The 21,376-nt window shown below is 66.1% G+C and carries 22 protein-coding genes, 1 tRNA gene and 1 pseudogene; 12 read left to right on the top strand and 12 right to left on the bottom strand.

Going from position 1 to position 21,376, the window contains the following annotated elements:
* Nucleotides 1-123 precede the first annotated feature (123 nt).
* Complete coding sequence (locus AAIO73_RS06610; protein WP_345876956.1) at nucleotides 124-1,380, bottom strand: DUF5690 family protein; 1,257 nt, start codon at nucleotides 1,378-1,380, stop codon at nucleotides 124-126.
* 96 nt (nucleotides 1,381-1,476) lie between these two features.
* On the opposite strand from AAIO73_RS06610, the gene AAIO73_RS06605 reads away from it, so the two are divergent.
* Nucleotides 1,477-2,472 (top strand): ligase-associated DNA damage response exonuclease, encoded by a 996-nt coding sequence (locus tag AAIO73_RS06605; protein ID WP_345876955.1) that lies wholly within the window; start codon nucleotides 1,477-1,479, stop codon nucleotides 2,470-2,472.
* Between the two features lie 24 nt (nucleotides 2,473-2,496).
* Here the strand turns inward: AAIO73_RS06605 and AAIO73_RS06600 are convergent, their stop codons facing one another.
* Both AAIO73_RS06600 and AAIO73_RS06595 read right to left on the bottom strand, forming a co-directional pair.
* On the bottom strand, nucleotides 2,497-3,822 hold the full coding sequence (locus tag AAIO73_RS06600; protein WP_345876954.1) for a Gfo/Idh/MocA family protein: 1,326 nt from the start codon (nucleotides 3,820-3,822) through the stop codon (nucleotides 2,497-2,499).
* 88 nt (nucleotides 3,823-3,910) lie between these two features.
* Nucleotides 3,911-4,447 (bottom strand): GAF domain-containing protein, encoded by a 537-nt coding sequence (locus tag AAIO73_RS06595; protein WP_345876953.1) that lies wholly within the window; start codon nucleotides 4,445-4,447, stop codon nucleotides 3,911-3,913.
* 494 nt (nucleotides 4,448-4,941) lie between these two features.
* Here AAIO73_RS06595 and AAIO73_RS06590 point away from each other — a divergent pair, with 494 nt between their 5' ends.
* From AAIO73_RS06590 to AAIO73_RS06580, 3 genes are all read left to right on the top strand, one after another.
* On the top strand, nucleotides 4,942-6,294 hold the full coding sequence (locus tag AAIO73_RS06590; protein ID WP_345876952.1) for a methyl-accepting chemotaxis protein: 1,353 nt from the start codon (nucleotides 4,942-4,944) through the stop codon (nucleotides 6,292-6,294).
* Between the two features lie 640 nt (nucleotides 6,295-6,934).
* Nucleotides 6,935-8,074, top strand: a complete 1,140-nt coding sequence (locus AAIO73_RS06585) for a matrixin family metalloprotease (RefSeq protein WP_345876951.1) — start codon at nucleotides 6,935-6,937, stop codon at nucleotides 8,072-8,074.
* 17 nt (nucleotides 8,075-8,091) lie between these two features.
* A complete protein-coding gene (locus tag AAIO73_RS06580) occupies nucleotides 8,092-8,970 on the top strand; it encodes a M10 family metallopeptidase C-terminal domain-containing protein (RefSeq protein ID WP_345876950.1) in 879 nt (292 codons plus the stop codon).
* 684 nt (nucleotides 8,971-9,654) lie between these two features.
* On the opposite strand, the gene AAIO73_RS06575 is transcribed toward AAIO73_RS06580, so the two are convergent.
* The 4 genes from AAIO73_RS06575 to AAIO73_RS06560 form a co-directional block, all read right to left on the bottom strand.
* Nucleotides 9,655-11,250, bottom strand: coding sequence for a tannase/feruloyl esterase family alpha/beta hydrolase (locus AAIO73_RS06575; RefSeq protein ID WP_345876949.1), 1,596 nt, complete (start codon nucleotides 11,248-11,250; stop codon nucleotides 9,655-9,657).
* On the bottom strand, nucleotides 11,196-11,405 hold the full coding sequence (locus tag AAIO73_RS06570) for a hypothetical protein (protein ID WP_345876948.1): 210 nt from the start codon (nucleotides 11,403-11,405) through the stop codon (nucleotides 11,196-11,198). Before AAIO73_RS06570 ends, AAIO73_RS06575 begins: the two co-directional genes overlap by 55 nt.
* Nucleotides 11,402-11,941, bottom strand: a complete 540-nt coding sequence (locus AAIO73_RS06565) for a DUF3237 family protein (protein WP_345876947.1) — start codon at nucleotides 11,939-11,941, stop codon at nucleotides 11,402-11,404. The genes AAIO73_RS06570 and AAIO73_RS06565 overlap by 4 nt, the downstream gene beginning before the upstream one ends.
* Before the next feature lie 76 nt (nucleotides 11,942-12,017).
* Entirely contained in the window at nucleotides 12,018-13,016 is a 999-nt protein-coding gene (locus tag AAIO73_RS06560) for an alpha/beta hydrolase (RefSeq protein ID WP_345876946.1), read from the bottom strand.
* A gap of 239 nt (nucleotides 13,017-13,255) precedes the next feature.
* On the opposite strand from AAIO73_RS06560, the gene AAIO73_RS06555 reads away from it, so the two are divergent.
* The 5 genes from AAIO73_RS06555 to AAIO73_RS06535 are packed head-to-tail and all read left to right on the top strand — an operon-like array spanning nucleotide 13,256 to nucleotide 16,072.
* Entirely contained in the window at nucleotides 13,256-13,672 is a 417-nt protein-coding gene (locus AAIO73_RS06555; protein WP_345876945.1) for a Rieske 2Fe-2S domain-containing protein, read from the top strand.
* Entirely contained in the window at nucleotides 13,672-14,271 is a 600-nt protein-coding gene (locus tag AAIO73_RS06550) for a hypothetical protein (RefSeq protein WP_345876944.1), read from the top strand. The genes AAIO73_RS06555 and AAIO73_RS06550 overlap by 1 nt, the downstream gene beginning before the upstream one ends.
* Nucleotides 14,268-15,497 carry an NAD(P)/FAD-dependent oxidoreductase gene (locus AAIO73_RS06545; protein ID WP_345876943.1) on the top strand — a complete coding sequence of 410 codons (1,230 nt, stop codon included), beginning with the start codon at nucleotides 14,268-14,270 and terminating at the stop codon, nucleotides 15,495-15,497. The genes AAIO73_RS06550 and AAIO73_RS06545 overlap by 4 nt, the downstream gene beginning before the upstream one ends.
* A 15-nt stretch (nucleotides 15,498-15,512) precedes the next feature.
* Nucleotides 15,513-15,833 (top strand): 2Fe-2S iron-sulfur cluster-binding family protein, encoded by a 321-nt coding sequence (locus tag AAIO73_RS06540; protein WP_345876942.1) that lies wholly within the window; start codon nucleotides 15,513-15,515, stop codon nucleotides 15,831-15,833.
* Nucleotides 15,830-16,072, top strand: a complete 243-nt coding sequence (locus AAIO73_RS06535; RefSeq protein ID WP_345876941.1) for a hypothetical protein — start codon at nucleotides 15,830-15,832, stop codon at nucleotides 16,070-16,072. Before AAIO73_RS06540 ends, AAIO73_RS06535 begins: the two co-directional genes overlap by 4 nt.
* A gap of 61 nt (nucleotides 16,073-16,133) precedes the next feature.
* On the opposite strand, the gene AAIO73_RS06530 is transcribed toward AAIO73_RS06535, so the two are convergent.
* Complete coding sequence (locus AAIO73_RS06530) at nucleotides 16,134-16,586, bottom strand: MarR family winged helix-turn-helix transcriptional regulator (RefSeq protein WP_345876940.1); 453 nt, start codon at nucleotides 16,584-16,586, stop codon at nucleotides 16,134-16,136.
* Between the two features lie 57 nt (nucleotides 16,587-16,643).
* On the bottom strand, nucleotides 16,644-16,892 hold the full coding sequence (locus AAIO73_RS06525) for a helix-turn-helix domain-containing protein (protein WP_345877343.1): 249 nt from the start codon (nucleotides 16,890-16,892) through the stop codon (nucleotides 16,644-16,646).
* On the opposite strand from AAIO73_RS06525, the pseudogene AAIO73_RS06520 reads away from it, so the two are divergent.
* Nucleotides 16,884-17,042, top strand: a pseudogene (locus AAIO73_RS06520) (thiolase family protein); the annotation flags it as partial. The gene AAIO73_RS06525 and the pseudogene AAIO73_RS06520 sit on opposite strands and share 9 nt — an antisense overlap.
* A 300-nt stretch (nucleotides 17,043-17,342) precedes the next feature.
* Here the strand turns inward: AAIO73_RS06520 and AAIO73_RS06515 are convergent.
* The 3 genes from AAIO73_RS06515 to AAIO73_RS06505 all read right to left on the bottom strand — a co-directional run bounded on the left by AAIO73_RS06515 (nucleotide 17,343) and on the right by AAIO73_RS06505 (nucleotide 19,203).
* Nucleotides 17,343-17,416: transfer RNA gene (locus AAIO73_RS06515), tRNA-Gly, on the bottom strand.
* Nucleotides 17,417-17,452: 36 nt separating this feature from the next.
* Nucleotides 17,453-18,484 carry a tRNA preQ1(34) S-adenosylmethionine ribosyltransferase-isomerase QueA gene (queA, locus tag AAIO73_RS06510; protein WP_345876939.1) on the bottom strand — a complete coding sequence of 344 codons (1,032 nt, stop codon included), beginning with the start codon at nucleotides 18,482-18,484 and terminating at the stop codon, nucleotides 17,453-17,455.
* A 23-nt stretch (nucleotides 18,485-18,507) separates the two neighbouring features.
* On the bottom strand, nucleotides 18,508-19,203 hold the full coding sequence (locus AAIO73_RS06505) for a peptidylprolyl isomerase (protein ID WP_345876938.1): 696 nt from the start codon (nucleotides 19,201-19,203) through the stop codon (nucleotides 18,508-18,510).
* Nucleotides 19,204-19,448: 245 nt separating this feature from the next.
* Here AAIO73_RS06505 and petA point away from each other — a divergent pair, with 245 nt between their 5' ends.
* Nucleotides 19,449-20,033 (top strand): ubiquinol-cytochrome c reductase iron-sulfur subunit, encoded by a 585-nt coding sequence (gene petA / locus AAIO73_RS06500; RefSeq protein WP_345876937.1) that lies wholly within the window; start codon nucleotides 19,449-19,451, stop codon nucleotides 20,031-20,033.
* A gap of 10 nt (nucleotides 20,034-20,043) precedes the next feature.
* Nucleotides 20,044-21,369 carry a cytochrome b gene (locus AAIO73_RS06495; protein ID WP_345876936.1) on the top strand — a complete coding sequence of 442 codons (1,326 nt, stop codon included), beginning with the start codon at nucleotides 20,044-20,046 and terminating at the stop codon, nucleotides 21,367-21,369.
* Nucleotides 21,370-21,376: the final 7 nt, after the last annotated feature.

Below are 21,376 nucleotides of genomic sequence, written 5' to 3'. Positions count from 1 at the left end.
GGTCCCGCCGCTGATGTCCCGGCCGGTCGTCCGGCTCCCGACCCGCCTTTGGCGGATCTTGATGACGGGTGTGTGACGGATGATGAAGGTGGCCGAGGAAATGTGGATATCAAAGCGATATCATCATGATTCAGCCGTAAACCGTCGCCGGAACCACAGTGCCGACAACAACGCACCCCCGCCTAGCACCAGCGCCGTCGCAAGCGTCGCTCCGGTAAAGAACCCCAGCCACGGCGCGCGATCGTCGGCCAGCTCGCGTAGGAGCAACAGGCCGACACTGCCGGCATAGCCGAACGAATCGCCTAGATAGATCAGGAAGCCGGCATTGCCCGGCGACTTGCCCAGCGCCATCATCCGGTCGAACAGCACCGCGCTGAACGGGGCATAGGCGCTGTAGATGCCGATCCCGATCCACACCGTCCATGCGACCGGCCCGATCATGCCCAGCCGGAACAGCAGCGTCGCCCCGCCCAGCGCCAGCGCGCCGAACAGGATCGCGCCATGGATCGCCAGCAACGCACGCAGGTTGCTGCGGATCTTAGCCAGCAACGCCATGCCGATCAGCACGACGATCGTCACCGGTACCTCGGTGATCGAAAAGATCGCCGCAGGCGCGCCGTTGCCGAGGTCGCCCCAGATCTCGGCGGCGAAATTGTCGCGGAAATCGCGCAAGCCCGTCAGCAGCGTATAGCCGAGGATCAATAGCGTCAGCGGCAGCGCATGCGCCCGGACATAGGCACGTCGCGCCGTGCCATCCATCGCCACCCGCACGCCTCTTGCCGCGCGATCGGCGGCATCGGGCGGTGGGGTCCGCGCCAGCACGATCAGCGCCACGACCAGCACCGGCGCGAACAACAATCCGGTCACTGCCGGCATCCAGAAGGGCGACAGGCCGTGCTGCACCAACAGCGCGCCCGCGGTCTTGGTCGCGCCCGACGACAGAATGAAGCTGGCGGTCAGCATCGCCGCCAGCATTTCCGACACGCGCCGTCCCTCCAGATAGCTGAAGACGAGCCCCCAGATCATCCCCAGCGGCAATCCGTTCAGGAACAGGCACACCGGCCCGAACCGCGGCGGCAGCAGCGCGAAGCCTAGCAGCGCCGTCCATGCCGCACCAACCAGCGCGAGGATCAGCCGCGCGCGTGCGCCGGTCGCATGTTCGGCGACGACCTTCACCCCCAGCATCTTCGACAGCGCATAGCCGATCGCCTGCGCGATAATCAGCGTCGCCTTGTAATCCAGCCCCGGCCACCACGCGCTCTGATCGGTGAAGCCGACCGCCATGATCGGCTTGCGAAAGGCGTACATCGCGAAATAGACGCAGAAGGCGGCCATGCCCGCCGCAAACAGGCTGAAACGGGGTGGAGCGGGCGTCGGCAAGGGCTGGCAATCGTTACGAACGGCTTGTGCGCTATCACGCTGATATGTCGGTTCGATGACCTTGGCAGGTCAGACCATGCGCCCCATCTGTCCGCCATGGCCCTTGCTCGCTGGATCACGCCGCACCCGACCGGCATCCATATTCCGGCGATCGACATGTGGATCGACCCGTCCGAACCGGTCGAACGCGCACTGGTGACGCACGGTCATGCCGATCACGCGCGCGGCGGGCACCAGACGGTGTGGGCGACGCCCGAGACGCTGGCGATCATGGACACGCGCTACGGCCCGCAGAACGGCGTGGCGGTCGCCTATGGCGAAACCCTCCGCATGGGCGAGGTCGACATTTCCTTCGTCCCCGCCGGCCATGTGCTGGGATCGGCGCAGATCGTACTCGACCATCAGGGCGAACGCGTCGTCGTGTCGGGCGATTACAAGCGCCGTGCCGATCCGACCTGCGTTCCGTTCCAGCCGGTGCCGTGCGACGTGTTCGTGACCGAGGCGACGTTCGGCCTGCCCGTCTTCCGCCATCCCGAGACCCGCGACGAGATCGACAAGTTGCTCGCGGCGCTACGCACCGAACCCGAACGCTGCGTGCTGGTAGGGGCCTATGCGCTGGGCAAGGCGCAGCGGGTGATCGCCGAGGCGCGGGCGATGGGGTTCGACGATCCGATCTACCTCCACGGCGCGATGCAGCGTTTGTGCGACCTCTATGTCGATCTGGGCGTCGACCTGGGCGAGTTACGACCCGTGGCGGGCGCGACCAAGGCGGAGTTGCAGGGCCGGATCATCGTCGCGCCGCCCTCGGCGCTGGGCGATCGCTGGTCGCGGCGGCTGCCCGACCCGATCACCGCGATGGCCAGCGGCTGGATGCGCGTCCGCCAGCGTGCCCGCCAGCGCGGCGTCGAACTGCCGCTGATCCTGTCCGACCATGCCGACTGGGACGAACTGACCCAAACCCTGACCGAAATCGCACCCAAGGAAGTGTGGGTCACGCACGGCCGCGAGGATGCGCTGGTCCATTGGTGCATGACCCGCCAGATCAAGGCGCGCGCGCTCGATCTGGTCGGCTTCGAGGACGAGGACGACTGACGCGAAGCCGACGTCCCCGCTGCGTCAGGCCGGCAAACGATAGGGCGCGCGATAGCGGGGCGTGATGAGCGCATTGGCATCGGCGTCGCCGGTGAACTGTCCTGCCGCCGCGTCCCAATGCACCTTCCGCCCGGTTTTCCAGCCGATATTGCCCATCTGGCAAACGATCGCGGTATTGGCGGCGGACTCGATCGGGCAGGCCGGGGTGCGCGTGCGATCCTTGACGCAGGCGACGAAGTCGGCGGTGTGGCGCTCGATGCCGTTGTCGCTCGACTTGGTCACCGGTACCTCGCGCGTCAGCGGCTTGCCGTCGCTGATCTCCGGAAACACCTGCCACTGACCGCGATCGACGACCAGCGTTCCCGTTTCGCCGACGAACGCCACGCCATGGTCGCGCCCGCCATAGGGGCCGTGGCTGATACCGACGGCATGTTCCCATTCGACCGAATAGTCGCCGAAATCGAAGATCGCGGTCTGGGTATCGGGTGTCTCCATCGCGGAATCGGGATAGCCATAGGCACCGCCCAGCGAACTGACCGACTTCGGCACCGATGCCTTCATCCCCAGCAGCGCGATGTCCATCAGGTGCACGCCCCAGTCGGTCATCAACCCGCCGGCATAGTCCCAATACCAGCGCCAGCTGAAATGGAAGCGGTTGGGATTGAACGCGCGCGCCGGCGCCGGTCCCAGCCAGCGATCATAATCGACGCCCGCCGGTACCGCCTGATCGGGTTGCGGCGCGACCCGCTTCATCCATCCCATATAGGCCCATGCCTTGACCTTCCGCACCCGGCCGATGCCGCCGCCCTGGACCAGCGCGATCGCGTCGGCCCAATGCTGGTTGCTGCGCTGCCACTGGCCGACCTGTACCACGCGGTTGTGCCGTTGCTTGGCGGCGACCATCGCCCGGCATTCGGCGATCGAATTGCCCAGCGGCTTTTCGCAATAGGCATCTTTGCCCGCCGACATCGCATCGGTCAGTTGTAGCGCGTGCCAATGATCGGGGGTGGCGATGATGACCGCGTCGACCGACCGGTCGTCGAGCATCCGGCGATAATCGTCGTACAGCCGCGGCGCACGCCCCGACGCCTTCTTCAGCTCCGCCCCGCGCTCGGCCAGTACCCGGGCATCGACGTCGCACAGCGCGACCGGCACCACGTCCGATCCCTTCAGCATCGCGCTCAGATTGGACCAGCCCATGCCCTTGCAGCCGATCAGGCCGACCTGAAGCTTGTCGTTGGCCGAGGTCCGGCGCCGCTGGGCAAATGCCTCGTTCATTGGCAGGACGCCGGCGGTGGAAGCGGCGAGGCCGCCGGCCAACAGGGTACGGCGGTCGAAGCGCGCGGTCATTGCCATCTCTCCCAACATGTTATCGTCGGGATCGTACCGGGAAACGACCGCGTCGCAACCCGGTAAGGCTTTGTCGGGTCATTCGATTCTACGAGCGAAGCAGCCGTTCGATCTCGCGCGCGCGGATCAGCAACATGGTCGGGTCGAACGCCTCGTGGCGCGGCGTCCGGTCGGCGATGCACAGCGCGCCCAATGCGAAGCCGTTGCGATCGAGCACCGGAACCCCGGCATAGAAGCGCACGAAGGGCTGGCCGGTCACCGTGCGGAAGGTGGCGAACCGCGGGTCGCGCGTGGCGTCGGGCACGATCAGCGGTTCGTCGGGGCGCTGGACCGCGACGGCGCAGAAGGAGTCTTCCAGCGGTGTTTCATAGACATCGGTCCCGATCGCGCCGAGCAGGATTTGCCGCCGACCGGTGACGATCGACAGGCCGGCCATCGCCGTCTTGTACTCCGCCGCGGTGAAGCCGACGATCGTCGCCAGTTCGGGGTCGCGCATCCGCCCCAATACGCCGCTGCGATCAATGGCCAGATCGCGCACGGCGCGGTCGCCGTCGCGATACAGCTTGTTGATGCCGGCATGCGGCCAATCCCGGAAGCTACCGAGCGCCGAAGGATGATATCCCATTCGCTTTCTGCCTCTGCCTCTGCCTGAATACTAGATACAGGGTATGTCGACCGGACAGGGACCGGTGCCGTCTACCGATGCTTAAAATGTGTGAACACTGGTTAACAAACAGTAAATCGGCCGGGCATCGCATCGATTGTAGAAGCAGAAAGCAAAGTAAAATCGACATTTACAAGTAGAGGAATCGATAACGACATTAATGGGCGGTTCATTTTGCGACATGTCGACTGATGCAGGATAACGACCGGCGGATGGCACATGGCACCGGGTTTTCGATGCGGCAGTCGGTCCCGATCCACGGCTGGCGACGGAGGGATAGATCGTTCGCAGGCGTACCCTCGTACCAAAAGGTGATGATTGGAAAACGAGCGAAATCAGATCTTTGCCCGATCGATCGGCGGGATCGGTGGTTTCGTGGCGCGTTGTATTAATGCTTCGTTCGCGAATGGCGCACACAGGGTGGCCGCCGTTACGTCGTTCAGGAGAAGTATCCCGTGGTTCGCTGGTTCAAGGCCGACGCGCCCATCCGGGTCAAGTTCGTGGCGCTTGCGATCCTGAACGGATCGCTGGCGTCGCTTCCGCTCGCGGTGGCGTTGTTGTCGCCGTCCGCCGGCGGTCCGGCGATGCCCTATGTCGCGGCGGCGGTGGCGAGCGTGGTGTCGATCGTGCTGGTCTCGCTGGTCGCGCGCAAACTGATTTGCGACCCCTATGTCACGACGGTCGTGCGCATGGAGGCGCTGGCGGCGGGCGAGTTCGATGCGCCGATCCCCTTTTCCGACTATCGTGACTGTGTCGGCCGGATGGCGCGGGCGATGGCGACGTTCCGCAACAATGGCCTCCGGCTGGATGCAACGTCGAGCATGCAGCAACAAGTGGTCGCGTCGCTTGGCGCGGGATTGACCCGCCTCGCCGACAACGACCTCAGCCACCGTATCGACACCGCGTTTCCCGACGAGACCGAGCAGCTGCGGCACGACTATAACCGGGCGATGGGTGCTGTCGCCGACGCGTTGCAGGCAGTCGCGTCGGCCAGCGACAGCATCAACGAAGGCGCGCTCGACATCAGCCGCGCGTCCGACGCGCTGTCGCAACGCACCGAACAGCAGGCGGCCAGTCTCGAGGAAACGGCGGCGGCGATGGATCAGATCACCGGCACCGTTCGCCAGACCGCCAGCGGCGCGGCGCAGGCCAAGCTGGTCGTCGATCAGGCGCGCGAGGAGGCGAACCAGTCCGGGGCGGTGGTCGACCGCGCCGTCCATGCGATGGGGTCGATCGAACGCGCCTCGAACGAGATCAGCGACATCATCAGCGTGATTGACGGCATCGCCTTCCAGACCAACCTGCTGGCGTTGAATGCCGGCGTGGAGGCGGCACGGGCCGGTGATGCGGGCAAGGGGTTCGCGGTCGTCGCCAGCGAAGTCCGCGCGCTGGCGCAGCGCTCCGCCGATGCGGCGCGTGATGTAAAGCTCCGGATCACCGCGTCGAGCGAGCAGGTCGACACCGGCGTCGCGCTGGTCAACGAGACCGGCAACGCACTGCGTCGGATCGTCGATCGCATCGGCGAGGTCAGCGCGCTAGTCCACCGCATCGCCGAATCGTCCGAACACCAGTCGATCGGGCTGCAACAGGTCAATACCGCCGTCTGCGAAATGGACGCCGTGACCCAGCGCAACGCGGCGATGGTCGAACAGGCGACCGCCGCTGCGCGGACGCTCGCCGATCATGCCGATCAGCTTGCCGGACAGGTCGGCCGCTTCATCCTGCCGCGTGGCGCCGGTCGTGCCGAACCCGGCCGGACCGGCAGCGTCGTAGTCCATGGCGACTTCCGTAGCGACCGCGCCGCCTGATCCGAATTGCCGGGGTTATGAGCAGCACGGCTGGTTCAAACATCAACAGCGAAAGCATAATCCTGCGGTCGTGACGACAAAAGGCGGAGTAACGATCGCCCCCGTCCATTCAGGTGTCGACGGCCAGCCGATAGGCCGCCGGTGCAGCCGGCCGAGCATACGGCATGGCGCGTCGAATGGCGGGGCGGGGTCGCCAACTATCTGCGCGAGAACGCCTGCCGCCGGTGTGACAGGATGGGATCCGTGCCAAAGCCGCTGGCTTTGCCGCACACCGTTCACCGTGCCATGAAAACGCTACGTCGCGTCACAAGCGGAAAAAACCAACAATATGCCGGTAATAAAACACGAGATAAGTCGGCGTATAGAGGTGCTGCGTCCGCTTAATCGTTGTTATCGATAGAAAACGCTACGGCATGGAGTCGGTGGCAACACCGTACGGTTCCGTTCTTTGCATTGCCGGAAATTTCGCCTTAACCATTCCCCATCGGCCACGAACCTTGCGGCCGGGACGAACAAAGCCTTGCTTTCGAGCATTCATCTTGGGAGTGCCCTGACCCCGCATCGCCAATTCGTCGCCCGATCTTGCGAAGACGCGATGCCGGCCCGTCATGCCCTCCCGCAGTCGATGGGGATTTGACGCATGCATCATCGTGAATATCTTGCCGACGGCGCCTCGACGTTGACGTCGGCACTGCTAGTGCTCGAACCCGATATCGCCGACGATACCTCGACCAACGCGACGCTGACCGTGGGGGCGCCTGCGACCGTATCGACGCTCGGCACGATCGGTGACCAGGATTTCTTCAAGGTGCAATTGGTCGCCGGAAAGACCTACGAAATCGGCATGTTCACCAAGGCCGGTGGCCCGACCGGCGTACCGCTCGCCGATAGCTATCTCGAACTCTATGATGCGTCGGGCAAGATCATCACCGCTGCCGATGGCGGGGCCAGCACGACGATCAACACTGTGAATAGCGGGTTCGACGCGATCCTGACCTATACTCCGACCACTAGCGGGACCTATTTCGTCAACGCCCGCGCCTATGACAACACGCCCGCCGACGGCACCAAGGGCGACCTGATCGGTGACTATTCGGTGTCGGTCAACGACGTGACCGGACAGCCGCGCTACGTCCCCTATTACAGCACCGACAACCCGCTCTACGCGATCGACTGGGGCACGCAGGTAGACGGCACCGTCCGCAACCCCGATGGCAAGGAAACCGGCCATATCACCGGCAATCCGCAGGAGACCGCGGATGCCAAGGGTACCGGCATCACCGGCAAGAACGTCGTCACCATCTATTTTGCCAAGGCCGGTGACCTGTACGTTACCGAAGACCCGACCTCGCCCAGCCTGCCGCCCGCGACGGTCGCGGTCGGCGCCAAGGATTTCGAGCTCAAGGCGATCTGGACCGCGCTGAAGGAGTTCGAGAAGGTCGCCGACGTCGTCTATGTCGAAACGCAGGATCGTGCCGCGGCAGATTTCGAATATTTCACCTATCAGGGTACGCCGGGACCCGGCGTATCGCTGCTGGGATCAATGAGCCCGCCGCAGGAGAAGGACGAGGGTACGGCGCTGTTCAACTCCGGCGACAATCGCTGGAACGCCAAGAATCTGGCGCAGGGCGGCTTCTCCTTCGTCACACTGATCCACGAATTCGGCCATGGCCATGGTCTTGCCCATCCGCACGACAATGGCGGCCATTCGGGCGTGATGCGCGGCGTCGAGTCCGAAGGGGCGGGGTCGCCGACTATACGACCGGCGATTTCGCGCTGAACCAGGGCGTCTTCACAATGATGTCGTACGAAGATGGCTGGCAGGATTCGCCCTATGGCAACGCGCCGACCGATGCGGGCTATGGCTATCTCGGCGGGTTGATGGCGTTCGACATCGCCGCGATCCAGGACAAATACGGCGTCAACGAAGATACCGCGACCGGCAACGACACCTATACGCTCAAGGACGTCAACGCGGCGGGCACCTATTATTCGTCGATATGGGATGCCGGGGGCACCGACCAGATCGTCTATGACGGTGCGCGCGACGCGCTGATCGATTTGCGCGCGGCGACGCTGCGCTACGAAACCGGCGGCGGCGGGCGCGTATCCTATGCCGAGGGCATCTATGGCGGCTACACCATCGCCAATGGCGTCGTCATCGAAAATGCGCGAGGCGGATCGGGCAACGACAAGCTGTACGGCAACGCCGTCGCCAACACCCTGATCGGCAATGCCGGCAAGGATCTGTTGCAGGGCGGCGCGGGCAACGACCGGCTGGAGGGCGGCGCCGGTGACGACTGGCTCGACGGTGGAGCCGGCGCGGACACGCTGATCGGCGGAAAGGGCAGCTCCGACGTCTTCTTCTTCGGCAGCGACATCGGCGCGTCGCGCGACTCGATCCTCGACTTCGGCAGCGGCGATCTGCTGGTCACCACCCGCAAGATCGCCGATAGCGACAATGACAATGTCATCCTCTTCGGTCGCAACAAGGTCCTCGACCTTGGCAACGGTGCATCCGTCGCGATGAAGAACGAAGCCGGCAAGACGATCACCACGCTCTACTATAACGGATCGTATAGCGAGGACGGCGTCGACTATTATCTCTACAGCCTGTCGAAGACGGCCGGCACCGCGGGCTTCGCCACCAAGCTCGCCGATTACGACCTCGCCTGACCTGTGCTCCGGCCCGCCACGCGCGGGCCGGAGTTACGCTGTCGCTAGAGCGGTTTCCGACCGATCTGCGCCATCACGATTGCGTCAGGAAGGTTGCCGGCGAGGAGCGGCGCGAAGCAGGGGCTGGTCTGCCCCTGCAAGCGTCGCAACGACGTCCGGCGGCCTTCCTGACGAAACCCCTTCGGGGCGGGCCGATTTTCGTCTGTGGCGGCGTCCCTCGTCAGTCACGGGGGCCATGCCCCGCTCCTTCCTCGCTCCTAACCACAAACAAAAAATCGGCTCCGTCGTGACGGTGCAGATCGGTCGGAGACCGCTCTAGAACATAATGACATGAGGCCAATCCGTTCGTCCTGAGTTGCCATTGAGCCTGTCGAAATGGCGTATCGAAGGACCCGTGCCACAGGTGCTTCGATACGGGTCTTCGACTTCGCTCAGCCCCTACTCAGCATGAACGGTTCTACTTATTGTCATCAGACTCTGGTGTGATTCATCGCAATCGAACCAGATGTCCTCCCGGCGCAGGCTGGGATTTCCTGGTGATGGCACGAGACAGGAGCCGCACAAGGCCCCAGCCTCCGCTGGGGCGACGGTTCCGGTCAACTGGATCAGCCGCTGAACGGTGATACCGACTCGACAGACTCAATGCCGGTTCGGGACGGACGGGTTGAGCTCGGTCATTACGTTCTACGCCCGGCACTCGAACGCTGCCGCCCGCTCGGTATCGCCCGCCCCGGCGATCGGCCGGGCGACCAGTGGATAGGGGCAGAGCGGGCGGGTGCGGCCGGGCCATGGCGTCGTCGCTCCCGCCGCCGCCTCGATCCGGTCGGGAGCGCTGCCCGCTTCGACCCAGCGGACCAGCGCGGCGAAGCCGTCGAACTGGTCGGTCGCCGGCCCGCCCGCGCAATGCGCCATGCCCGGCACCGGGAAGACCCGGACGAATGACGCCGCCCGGCCGTTGCTGCGCCGGTCGACATGATTCCACCAGTCGATCGTGTCGTTAATCGAGAAGACTGGGTCCGACACGCCGTGCGGCACGATCATCCGCCCGCCGCGCGCGCGGAACCGCGTCAGGTCGCTCGACCGTGCCGCGATATCCATCCATGCCGACCGGGGGAAACCGGGCGCGGTCGCATCGATCGCCGCCGGATCGCGATCGAAGTCATAGCCGAGCTGATAGTCCATCCCCGCCTGCGGCGTCGGCCCCAAGGCACGCGGCGGCGTCGAGAAGATCGTCGCCAGCGCCGGTGCGCCCATCGCCGCGTTGATCGCCGGAATGGCTGGGGTGGTCAGACCCAGTTTCCAGATCCGCCAGCCATTGTCGCTGAGCCCCGCATCCCATGGGAAGCTGGCATAAAGGGCGTTGCCCCGGCTGTCGCGCGGTCCGCCGAACCCCTTGACCAGCGCATCGATCTGACCGGGGGCGAGGCAGCTTTGCTGCTTCTGCCCGCTGCATTGTCGCGCGCGCAGTTCGCGCACCACCTCGGCCGTTCCGCACTGCGCGAAATTGCCGACCAGCCCGTCGCTCAGCCCGTCCTTCGCATCGCACGCCGCCAGCACCGCGCTGCGCGCCAGCGACAGGTCGGCATCCGAAAACGCCTGCGCCAGCCGCGCGATCGGCACGCTCGTCTCGCCCGGTGCGCGGACCAGCGCGGCATAGGTCTGTGTGTCCCACGCCTCGGCGATCGCCGCCTTTGGCAGCGCGAAACCGGGCGCGGCGGCAAGGATGCCGTCGAACGCCTCGGGATAGCGCTGGGCAAAGGCCATGCCTTCCTGTCCACCCTTCGAACAGCCGGCGAAATAGCTGTGCGCCGGCTCGCCATGATAATAGCGGCGCAGGATCGCGCGCGCCGTGTCATAACTGGCCTTCAGCGACGCATGGCCATAGTCCGCCCGCGCTTGCGCATCGAACCCGAACGACACCGCGCCGCCGCGCGCCGGATCGGCATTGGTCGCGTTCGAATGGCCCGAATCCTGGCTGATGACGGCATAGCCCTGCGCCAGTGCGACCGCGCCGCCGGTGGCGGGGCCGACCGCATTGCCGATATCGCCATTGGTCCCGCCGCCGCCCTGGAACACGAACCGCCGGTTCCACGCATCGGGCAACCGCATCCGGAACCGGATCGCATAACGCTGTCCGTCCTGCCCGGTGCGTTCGTGCAGCACCCCGGTCACCTCGCAATGGGCTGGCAAAGGCGGGGTCTTCGCGCCCGGTCCGGCGTCGATCGTCAGCCGGCGGCGCGTTCCTCGGCGGCCAGGATGCGCAGCGTCGGGTCGCTCCATCCGCCCGCGTTCACCAGCGCGGCACAGCCCTGCGCCTTGGCCAGCGTCGTCGTTGCAGCGGGCGTCGTCGGCGTGGCGCAACCGGCCAGCGCCGATCCGGCCAGTATCGCGCCCAGCGTCATCGCCCGTCGCATCGCCCTCGCTTCCATCGTCATGCCACCTGATAGACGGTGATGCGCACCGCCGCGCCGTCCGCCGGATCGGCCGCCCCGACCGTGCCGAGGAAGATCGCCTCGTTAAGCCATTGATGCTTGCCTAGCGGCACCTCGAACTCGGGCGTCGTGCGGATATACGATCCGCGTATCAACCCACGATTGCGGATATGGATCAGCGTCCCGTCGCGCTCGCGCATCAGATAGCTCGCCTCCAGCACCGTCGTGCCGTCGGCCCGGACCAGTTGCCAGTCCATCCCCTCGGGCAGGATCGTGCCGGAAAGGCGGGGGCCGCTGAACCGGCCGCCGGTGATCGGGATGCGGATGCGTTTGCCCAGTGGAGTCGCGCCGACCTCCTCGGTCTTGCCCAGCGTCACGATCGCTTCATAGGCAAAGGTCAGGCCGATGCTGGTCAGCCGTTCGGGCGCCGCCTGTGCCGAGCCCGGGAGTGCCGCTGCCCCGGCCAGCGCCGTCGACACGCCGAGCAGGCCGCGCCGGGTCCACCCGTCGGCTTCCGAAACCCGCATCGTGTCAGCCATGCTGCATCCCTCCAACCGGTCATCGCCGGATTGCTATGATGCATGGCTAAATGACTGATGATTGCAAGCCGGCAAATCACTCCGCCGGTGGTGTTGCCTTGACGAAGGTGCGTTGCAGCCACCGGTCGAACATCTCGACCCAATGGCCGGCGGGCATCGTGGGCGTGCCGACACCGAAGCCGTGGCCGCCTTCGGTCGGGAAATGCGCCTCGACCGGGCGTCCCGCCCTGCGCAGCGCCGCCATCATCAGCAGGCTGTTGTCGGGCACCACCGCGCCATCGTCCATCGCATGCAGCAAAAAGGTCGGCGGCGTCGCCCCGGTGACATGCTGCGCCGGGGACCGCCGTGCGACCGCCGCCGCATCGGGGTTCGGGCCGAGCAGCTTCTCCGCCGACTGCGCATGGGTGAAGGGCGGGGCGGCGGCGATCACCGGATAGATCAGCGCGGCCGCGTCGGGCCGCGCGTCGATCCGGTCGGTCGCATCGCGTGGGGGATAGACGGTCTGCGCGAAATCGGTCTCCAGCGTCGCCGCCAGGTGCCCGCCCGCCGAGAAACCGACCACCGCGATCTGATGCGGGTCCAGCCCGTCGCGGGTCGCGGCGGCGCGGACCATGCGCAGGGCGCGCTGCGCATCCTGCAACGGCACATCGGCCCGGTTCGCCCACCCTTCGCCCGGCAGGCGATAGGTCAGGACATAGACGGTATAGCCGAGCGCGGTCAGCCGCCCGGCGATGTCAACGCCCTCATTGCCGATCGACAGGAAGGTATAGGCACCGCCCGGAATCACCAGCACCGACGCCCCGTTCGCCCGTTCCGGCTTGAACACACGCAGCCCCGGCCGATCGATATTGCGCAGGAACGTCGCGGGATCGTTCGCCGGCACCGCGCCCGCCTTGAACCCGCCGCCCGGCGGCGTACCGGTCCATAACGGCACGAACGGCGCCGACGTCCATGCCGCGGGCGGGGCGGGACGTTCAGCCACGGTCGGCGGCGACGTCTGCGCCGATGTGCTCGGCGACAGCAGCGCCAGCGCGACCAGCGACGCGGCGCGACGGGAAAGCGAACGGACGGTCATCGGGCGATTCCTGTGATGGGGTCATGCAACGGCGCCGAAGGCCCGGCGAAGCGCGGCGATCTTGGCGGCGGTGAAGCGCTTCGCCAAGCCAGTTTCGACGCATGAAATCCTCCCGGACGAAAAGGGTGGTCGACCCCCCGACCTGCCTATGGCGTCCGGCTCGTCATGAATCTACGCAGTTCGGCAGGAGAGTGTGATGACGACAGCAACGCAACCCAGCTGGCCGCTCGACGCCTGGTATGACGTGGCAAGCGCGGGCGAGGTCGGCGACCAGCCGCTCGCTCGCCAGGTCACCGGACAGCGCATGGTGTTCTTTCCGCCCCGCAAGCGGCGGCGTCATCGCGCTGGAGGATTTCTGCCCGCATCGCGGCGCGCCGCTTTCGCTCGGTTTCGTGCGCGGCGACACGCTGGTGTGCGGCTATCACGGCCTTGCCGTCGATTGCCGCAGCCGACCCGACAACATGCCGGGGCAGCAGGTCGGCAGGTTTCCCCCGGCCCACGCCTTCCCCGTCATCGAACGCTATGGCTTCATCCGGGTCTGGCCCGGCGATCTCGAACAGGCGCCGGCGGACAGGCTGCACCCGCTGCCCTGGGCCGAAAGCCCGACTGGGCCTATGGCGTCGGACTGTTCCATATCGCCTGCGATTACCGGCTGATGATCGACAACCTGATGGACCTGACCCACGAAACCTATGTCCATGCCAGCAGCATCGGCCAGAAGGAGATCGACGAAGCCCCGGTGAAGGCTGACGCGACGGACGACGAGGTCGTCACCAGCCGCCACATGAAAAACATCCCCGCGCCGCGCTACTGGCGGATGGCACTGCGCGGCGCGGGCCGGCCGGAGGATGCGCTGGTCGTTCGCTGGCAAGTCTGCCGCTTCGCTTTGCCCAATCATGTGATGATCGAGGTCGGCGTCGCGCCGGCCGGGCAGGGCGGCTATCATGGCGATCGTTCGCAAAAGGCGGTGAGCATCGTTGTCGATACTATCACGCCCGAGACCGAGGCCTCGCACCGGTATTTCTGGGGCATGGCCCGGCACTTCGCGGTCGACGATGCCGCGCTGACCGACGTCATTCGCGAAGGGCAGCGCAGGATCTTTTTGGAGGATCTGGAGATGATAGAGAGGCAACAGGACAATCTGTCGCGTCATCTCGACCGCAAATTGCTGAAGCTCAATATCGATGCTGGCGGGGTCCGCTCGCGCCTGATGATCGATCGCGCCATCGCCCGCGAAACGGCGGCGACCGCGTGAGCCAGCCGCGCTACGACGTGCTGATCGTCGGTGGCGGTCATGGCGGGGCACAGGCGGCGATCGCGCTGCGCCAGCGCAACTTCGCCGGGACCGTCGCCATCGTTGGCGACGAACCCGATCCGCCGTACGAACGGCCGCCGCTGTCGAAGGACTATCTCGCCCGCGACAAGCCGTTCGAACGCATCCTGATTCGCCCGCTTGCCTTCTGGACCGAACGACAGGTCGATCTACTGCTTGGGCGGCGTGTCGTTCGCGTCGACGCCGATGCGCACTTGGTGGAGACGGCCGACGGCGCGACCATCGGCTATGGCGTGCTGATTTGGGCGGCCGGCGGTGCACCGCGCCGGCTGACGTGTAGCGGTCACGACCTGCCCGGCGTGCATGCCGTGCGCACCCGCGCCGATGCCGACGCGATCATGGCCGAACTGGGCGCGGTCCGGCGCATATGCATCATCGGCGGCGGCTATATCGGGTTGGAGGCAGCGGCGGTTCTAATCAAGGCTGGCAAGCAGGTGACGCTGCTGGAGGCGCAGGACCGGCTGCTCGCTCGCGTCGCCGGTGCGCCGCTCTCCGCTTTCTACGCATCCGAACATCGCGCCGCCGGGGTCGATCTGCGCTTGAACGTCGTCGTGGATTGCATCGAACCGGTCGATGGCGGCCTGTCGGTGCGCACGGCCGATGGCGCCGCCGTCGACTGCGACATGGTGATCGTCGGCATCGGCATCATGCCCGCCGTCGAGCCGTTGCTCGCGGCCGGTGCCGCCGGAGGCAACGGCGTCGATGTCGACGGACAGTGCCGCACGTCGCTGCCTGACATCCATGCGATCGGCGATTGCGCCGCGCACCAAAACACCTTTGCCGACGGTGCGCGACTGCGCGTCGAAAGCGTGCAGAATGCCAATGATCAGGCGGTGACCGTCGCCACGCTTCTGACCGAAGGCACCGCGCCGCCCTATGCGGCCCTCCCGTGGTTCTGGTCGAACCAGTATGACCTGCGCCTGCAGACGGTCGGCCTGTCGATCGGCCATGACGATCTGGTCGTGCGCGGCGACACCGCGGCGCGGTCCTTTTCGATCGTCTATCTTCGCGCCGGCCGGGTGATCGCGCTCGACTGCGTCAACGCGACCCGGGACTATGTCCAGGGCCGCAAGCTCATCGAACGCGGCGCGACGCCGCCCCGCGCCGCGCTCGCCGATGCAAGCGTCGCGCTCAAGGATTTGCCATGAGGCTCAAAGGCCCCCATGCCGACCCTCACGATCACCACGCATAGCGGCGACACCCGCACCATCGCCGCCGATTCTGGTGCCAGCGTCATGCGCGCGATCCGCAACGCCGGCATCGACGAGATGTCGGCACTGTGCAGCGGTTGTTGTTCGTGCGTGACCTGCCACGTGCTTGTCGATGAATCGCAACTGGATGGCCGGTCGCCGATGAGCGCCGGCGAGGACGATCTGCTCGACATATCCGAACATCGCACCGCACGCTCGCGGCTGTCGTGTCAACTGCCGTCGCTGGACGGCCTGCGCGTCACCATCGCCCCGGAGGATAGAGCGAAGCCATGACCGCCGATGCCGCAGCCGCGACGTCCGATCCCTGGAACCTCCTCGCCTGTCTCGCGGTGATGACCGCGGGAATGCTCGGTGCGGCGACCTCGGGCGGGATCGCGCAGCTATCTCTGTGGCGTGTTATCGTCGGCCTCGGCCTCGGCATCGGCTGCAGGCTCGCGGCGACCAACGCTGCGGTTGCGCCCGCGTCCTTACCGGTACCCCGACGATCCGCGAGATCGACCTCAATCCGGTGATCGTCCATCCGGTCGGGCAGGGGGGCGTCGCCCTCCACGCGCCGATCCGGGCCGATTGCCGTTAATCGACCGCCACCGCCCGCTGCTCGATCCGCTCCAGCAGGTCGAGCAGCACCGCCTTCTCCGCCTTCGTGAAGCCGGCGAGCAGCCGTTCCTCATGCGCCTCGATCCGGCGGATACAGTCGTCGAACATCGCCGATCCGGCGGGCGACATCGCCAGGGTGAAGGCGCGGCGGTCGGCCGGATCGGTCTCGCGCACGATCAGGCCGCTTTCGATCAGTTCGTTGATGAGCGGCACCATATTGGCGCGCTTGATGCCGAGCAGCCGCCCGACCGTCCCCTGGTTGATCCCCGGATTGTCCGCCACCACCGACAGGATGCCCATCGGGATCTGGCGGATACCGGTCCCCTCCAGCGTGACCGCGAAATCGGCCGCGAAAACGGCCGAAGCACGGCGCAGTCGATAGCCGACCAGCTGGCCGAGAGTCCGGGTATGGGGCACGGCTTCGCTCATGTGCGTGCGAAGCCATGTTCCATCGGCCGCGTCAAACCGGAATCGCCTGCGGTCGCGCTATTGCGGTTCGCTCCCCGCCAGGCGGAAACGGCGCGGTGAAACGCCGAAATGGCGCGTGAAGAAGCGTGTAAAATAAGCCGGATCGGCAAAGCCGGCATGATAGCCGACCTCTGCCACCGATAAATGGGTGTAGAGCAGCGCACGTTCGGCATCGAGCATCGCCCGTTCGTCGAGCATCGCGGCGGGCGACATGCCGGCAACGCGGGTGCAGGCGACGCGGAAACGGCTTTCGCTGGTGCCAACCAGGCGGGCGAGGACAATTCCAACGTCGCGCGCATGGCGGTGCTGTTCGCCGGCCTGCGCGACACGGTGCCGGGCGGCACGATCAACCGGCTGTGCGGATCGGGCCTGAATGCGGTCGGCAGCGCCGGTCGAGCGATCCGCAGCGGCGACGCCATCGCGCTCGGCCATCCGCTCGGCATGTCGGGCGCGCGATCGCCAAGACGGCGGTAGAGGAACTTTACCGCACCGGCGGCCGCTATGCCATGGCGTTCATGCGAATCGGCGTCGGACAGGGTATCGCGCTGATGCTCGAACGGGGCGGATGACCCGACCGGTTACCGCGCTATTCGGACGCTATCGATCGAGCGAGCGTCAGGGCGTCGCGAACGGAGGTGCGGCGATCGGGTCGCTGGTCAAGCACGATCCCGAAGCCATGAACCGAAACGGCGAAACATTTTGAACTGCGGTTAGGCATGGAGCGGGTGAAGGGAATCGAACCCTCGTCGTAAGCTTGGGAAGCTTCTGCTCTACCATTGAGCTACACCCGCTCGGGCCCTCCGCAATTACCCTGCGGCGCCGTGCTGTCAAGTCGGCAGGAGCAGTGAGGCATCGCCATAGGAATAGAAGCGATATTCCTGGGCGATGGCGTGGCCATAGGCCGCCTGCATCCGTTCGCGCCCCATCAAGGCCGATACCAGCATGAACAAGGTCGATTTTGGGAGGTGGAAATTGGTCATCAGGCCGTCAATGCCACGGAAACGGTAACCGGGCGTGATGAAGATCGCGGTGTCGCCTTCGAACGGCTGGACCTGTCCCGCTTCGTCGCAAGCGCTTTCGATCAGGCGCAGGCTAGTGGTGCCGACCGCGATCACCCGGCCGCCGGCGGCGCGGACGGCGTTGAGCCGGGCGGCGGTCGCGGCGTCGATGCGGCCCCATTCGGCGTGCATCCGGTGGTCGTCGGTATCCTCCGCCTTGACCGGCAGGAAGGTGCCCGCGCCTACATGCAGCGTCAGCGTCGCATGGCCGATCTCAGCGGCTTCCAGCGCTGCCATCAATTCCGGCGTGAAGTGCAGCGCGGCGGTGGGGGCGGCGACGGCCCCGGCTTCGCGCGCGAACAGCGTCTGGTAATCCTCGGCATCGCGCGCATCGGCACCGCCGCGCTTCGCGGCGATATAGGGCGGCAGCGGCATGCGCCCGGCGCGCTCCAGCAGCAGTTCGACCGGTTCGTCACCGGCGAAGTCGAGCGCGAAGCTGCCATCCTCGCCGCGGTCGCCGGCGATCGCGGTCACGCCCGCACCGAAATCGATCGTGTCGCCGTCGCGCAGCCGCCGGCCGTTGCGCACGAACGCGCGCCAGCGTCGCGGCCCCTCGCGTTTATGCAGCGTCGCGCCGATCGTCGCATCGCCGCGCCGCCCCTCCAGTTGCGCCGGAATGACGCGGGTGTCGTTGAACACCAGCAGGTCGCCCGGCCGGAGGCAATCGGGCAGGTCGCGCACGCCGCGATCGAGCGTGGCGTCGCCATCCAGCACCAGCATCCGCGCCGCATCGCGCGGGGCGGCGGGGCGTAGCGCAATCCGGTCGGTTGGCAGCTCGAAATCGAACAGGTCGACGTGCATCGGACGCGAACTACGGCCGGGTGTTAGCGGGCAGGCTTAGACTGGACCCGCTTCGGCGCGGCGGCAGCGGGTTTGGCGCGCGGCGCGGTGGCAGGCAGCGGTGCGACCGTTTCGGGCAGCGCGACCGGTGCTTCGGCCTGATAGGGCGGGGGATTGTCGCTGGCGACATAGGCGTGGACGATGCGCGAAGGGTTGGCCGGCGGCTCGCCCTTCTCGATCGCGTCGACATATTGCATGCCGTCGATCACCCGCCCGAACACAGTGTATTTCTTGTCGAGCGCGAGGCGCGGGGCGAGCATGATGTAGAACTGGCTGTTCGCGCTGTTCTCGTCATTGGCGCGCGCTGCGGCCACCGCACCGCGGACGTGCGGCAGATAGTTGAATTCCTTCTCTACGTTGGGGAGCTTCGACCCGCCGGTGCCGTCGCCGTCGGGATCGCCGCCCTGCGCCATGAAGCCGTCGATCACGCGGTGGAAGGTCAGGCCGTCATAGAATTTCTCGCGCGTCAGCGTCTTGATCCGCGCCACCATCTTGGGCGCGACATCGGGACGCAGCCAGATCGTCACCCGCCCGCCGGTCGACAGGTCGAGGATCCACAGGTTGCGCGTGTCGGTCGTCGATGGGGGCGGGGCGCGTCCCGGCACGTCCATGACCTGCGCCACGGCAGGCAGCGCGAACAGCGAGGCGAGGAAGGCGAACAAAAGGGCGATACGACGCATGGAGTTCCCGAAACACGCGAGGGACAGGGGTCAGGCAGCGGCGCATAGACCATGTCGTCGCTTGCGCCAATCTGAACATCGATACGCCGCCATGGTGCGGTTTCGGCAAAAGGGATTGGCAAACGGTCGAACGCCCGGCTATCACCCCATGCGACTGGACGGAGAACCGATCGGTCCGGCGTCGCTTCCACGAAGGCGACCGGAGAGGGGCAGGGCGCGAATGCGCTCGACACAAGGGCTGTTGAATGGCGACTGACGACGATCAGCACGTACCCGCAGGCGGCGCGACCGCGCTGGACGGCGGGCCGGACAACCCCCGCAGGCGCGACTATCTGTCGATCGGCGCGGTGGCATTTGCCGGAGTCGGCGCGGGCGTGATCGCGCTGCCGCTCATCAACCAGATGTCGCCCGCCGCCGATACGCTGGCGCTGTCGACGACCGAGATCGACCTGTCGGCGATCGAGCCGGGACAGGCGATCAAGGCGACGTTCCGCAAACAGCCGCTGTTCGTGCGCAACCTGACGCCCAAGGAAATCGCCGAGGCGGACGCGGTGCCCTTGATCGACCTGCGCGATCCGCAGACGCTCGAAGAGCGCACCAAGACCGGCAAGAACAACTGGCTCATCACGCTGGGCGTCTGCACCCATCTCGGCTGCGTGCCGCTGGGTGCCGGCGAAGGCGAGAACAAGGGGCCGTTCGGCGGCTATTTCTGCCCGTGCCATGGGTCGGCGTACGACACCGCCGGGCGCATCCGCTCGGGTCCGGCGCCGCAGAACCTGCACGTTCCCGAATATGCATTCACGTCCGACACCGTCGTGACGGTCGGCTGAGGAGAGAGTCATGAGCTTCCCCTGGGCCAAGCATTACGAACCGAAACAGCCGCTGATGCGCTGGCTGGACGAGAAGCTGCCGCTTCCCCGTCTGGTCTACAACGCGGTCGGCGCGGGCTATCCGGTACCGCGTAACCTCAACTATTTCTGGAACTTCGGCGTGCTGGCCGGCGCGGCGCTGGCGGTGCAGATCATCACCGGCATCGTGCTGGCGATGCATTATGCGGCGAACGGCGCGGTCGCGTTCGATTCGGTCGAGCGCATCATGCGCGACGTGCCGTCGGGCTGGTTCCTGCGCTATGCCCACGCCAATGGCGCGTCGATGTTCTTCATCGTCGTCTACACCCACATCGCCCGCGGCATCTATTACGGGTCGTACAAGGCGCCGCGCGAGATGGTGTGGCTCCTGGGTGTCGTCATTTTCCTGCTGATGATGGCGACCGCGTTCATGGGCTATGTGCTTCCCTGGGGGCAGATGAGCTTCTGGGGTGCGCAGGTCATTACCGGCTTCTTCTCGGCAATCCCGGGGGTGGGCGAGACGATCCGCGTATGGCTGCTCGGCGGCTATGCGCCGGACAATGCCGCACTCAACCGCTTCTTCTCGCTCCACTATCTGCTGCCGTTCGTGATCGCGGGCGTCATCGTCCTGCATATCTGGGCGCTGCATATTCCGGGTTCGAACAACCCGACCGGCGTCGAGGTGAAGGGGCCGCAGGATACCGTGCCCTTCCACCCCTATTACACCGCCAAGGACGGCTTCGGGCTCGGCGTGTTCCTGATCGTGTTCGCGTCGCTGATCTTCTTCGCACCGAACCTGCTCGGCCACCCGGACAATTACATCCCGGCCAACCCGCTCTCGACGCCGGCGCATATCGTGCCCGAATGGTATTTCCTGCCCTTCTACGCGATCCTGAAGGCGTTCACCGTCGACTTCATCCTGCCCGCGAAGCTGTGGGGCGTGCTGGCGATGTTCGGCTCGATCCTGCTGCTGTTCTTCCTGCCATGGCTCGACAAGTCGCCGGTCAAGTCGGCCAATTTCCGTCCGACCTATCGCCTGTTCCTGATCGTGCTGCTGGTCGACGTGCTGGTGCTCGGCTATCTGGGCGGGGCGGAGGCGACGCCGATCACCGTGCTGCTCAGCCAGATCGCGGCGGGATATTATTTCGCCCATTTCCTGGTCGTGCTGCCGATCGTGTCGGCGATGGAGCGTCCGCGCCCGCTGCCCAATTCGATCACCGAAGCGGTGCTGAAGGGCGAAGGCGGCACCTCGCCCGCGCAGACCGCCGCCCATGGGTCCGTCCTTCCGGGGCATAACAGCCCGGCCGCGGCCGAGTAAGGGAATC

The organism is Sphingomonas epibiotica (assembly GCF_039615155.1).
Taxonomy (GTDB): Bacteria; Pseudomonadota; Alphaproteobacteria; order Sphingomonadales; family Sphingomonadaceae; genus Sphingomonas.
Note: the sequence above shows the minus strand (reverse complement) of the source record. Positions and strands in the feature narration are given on the sequence as shown.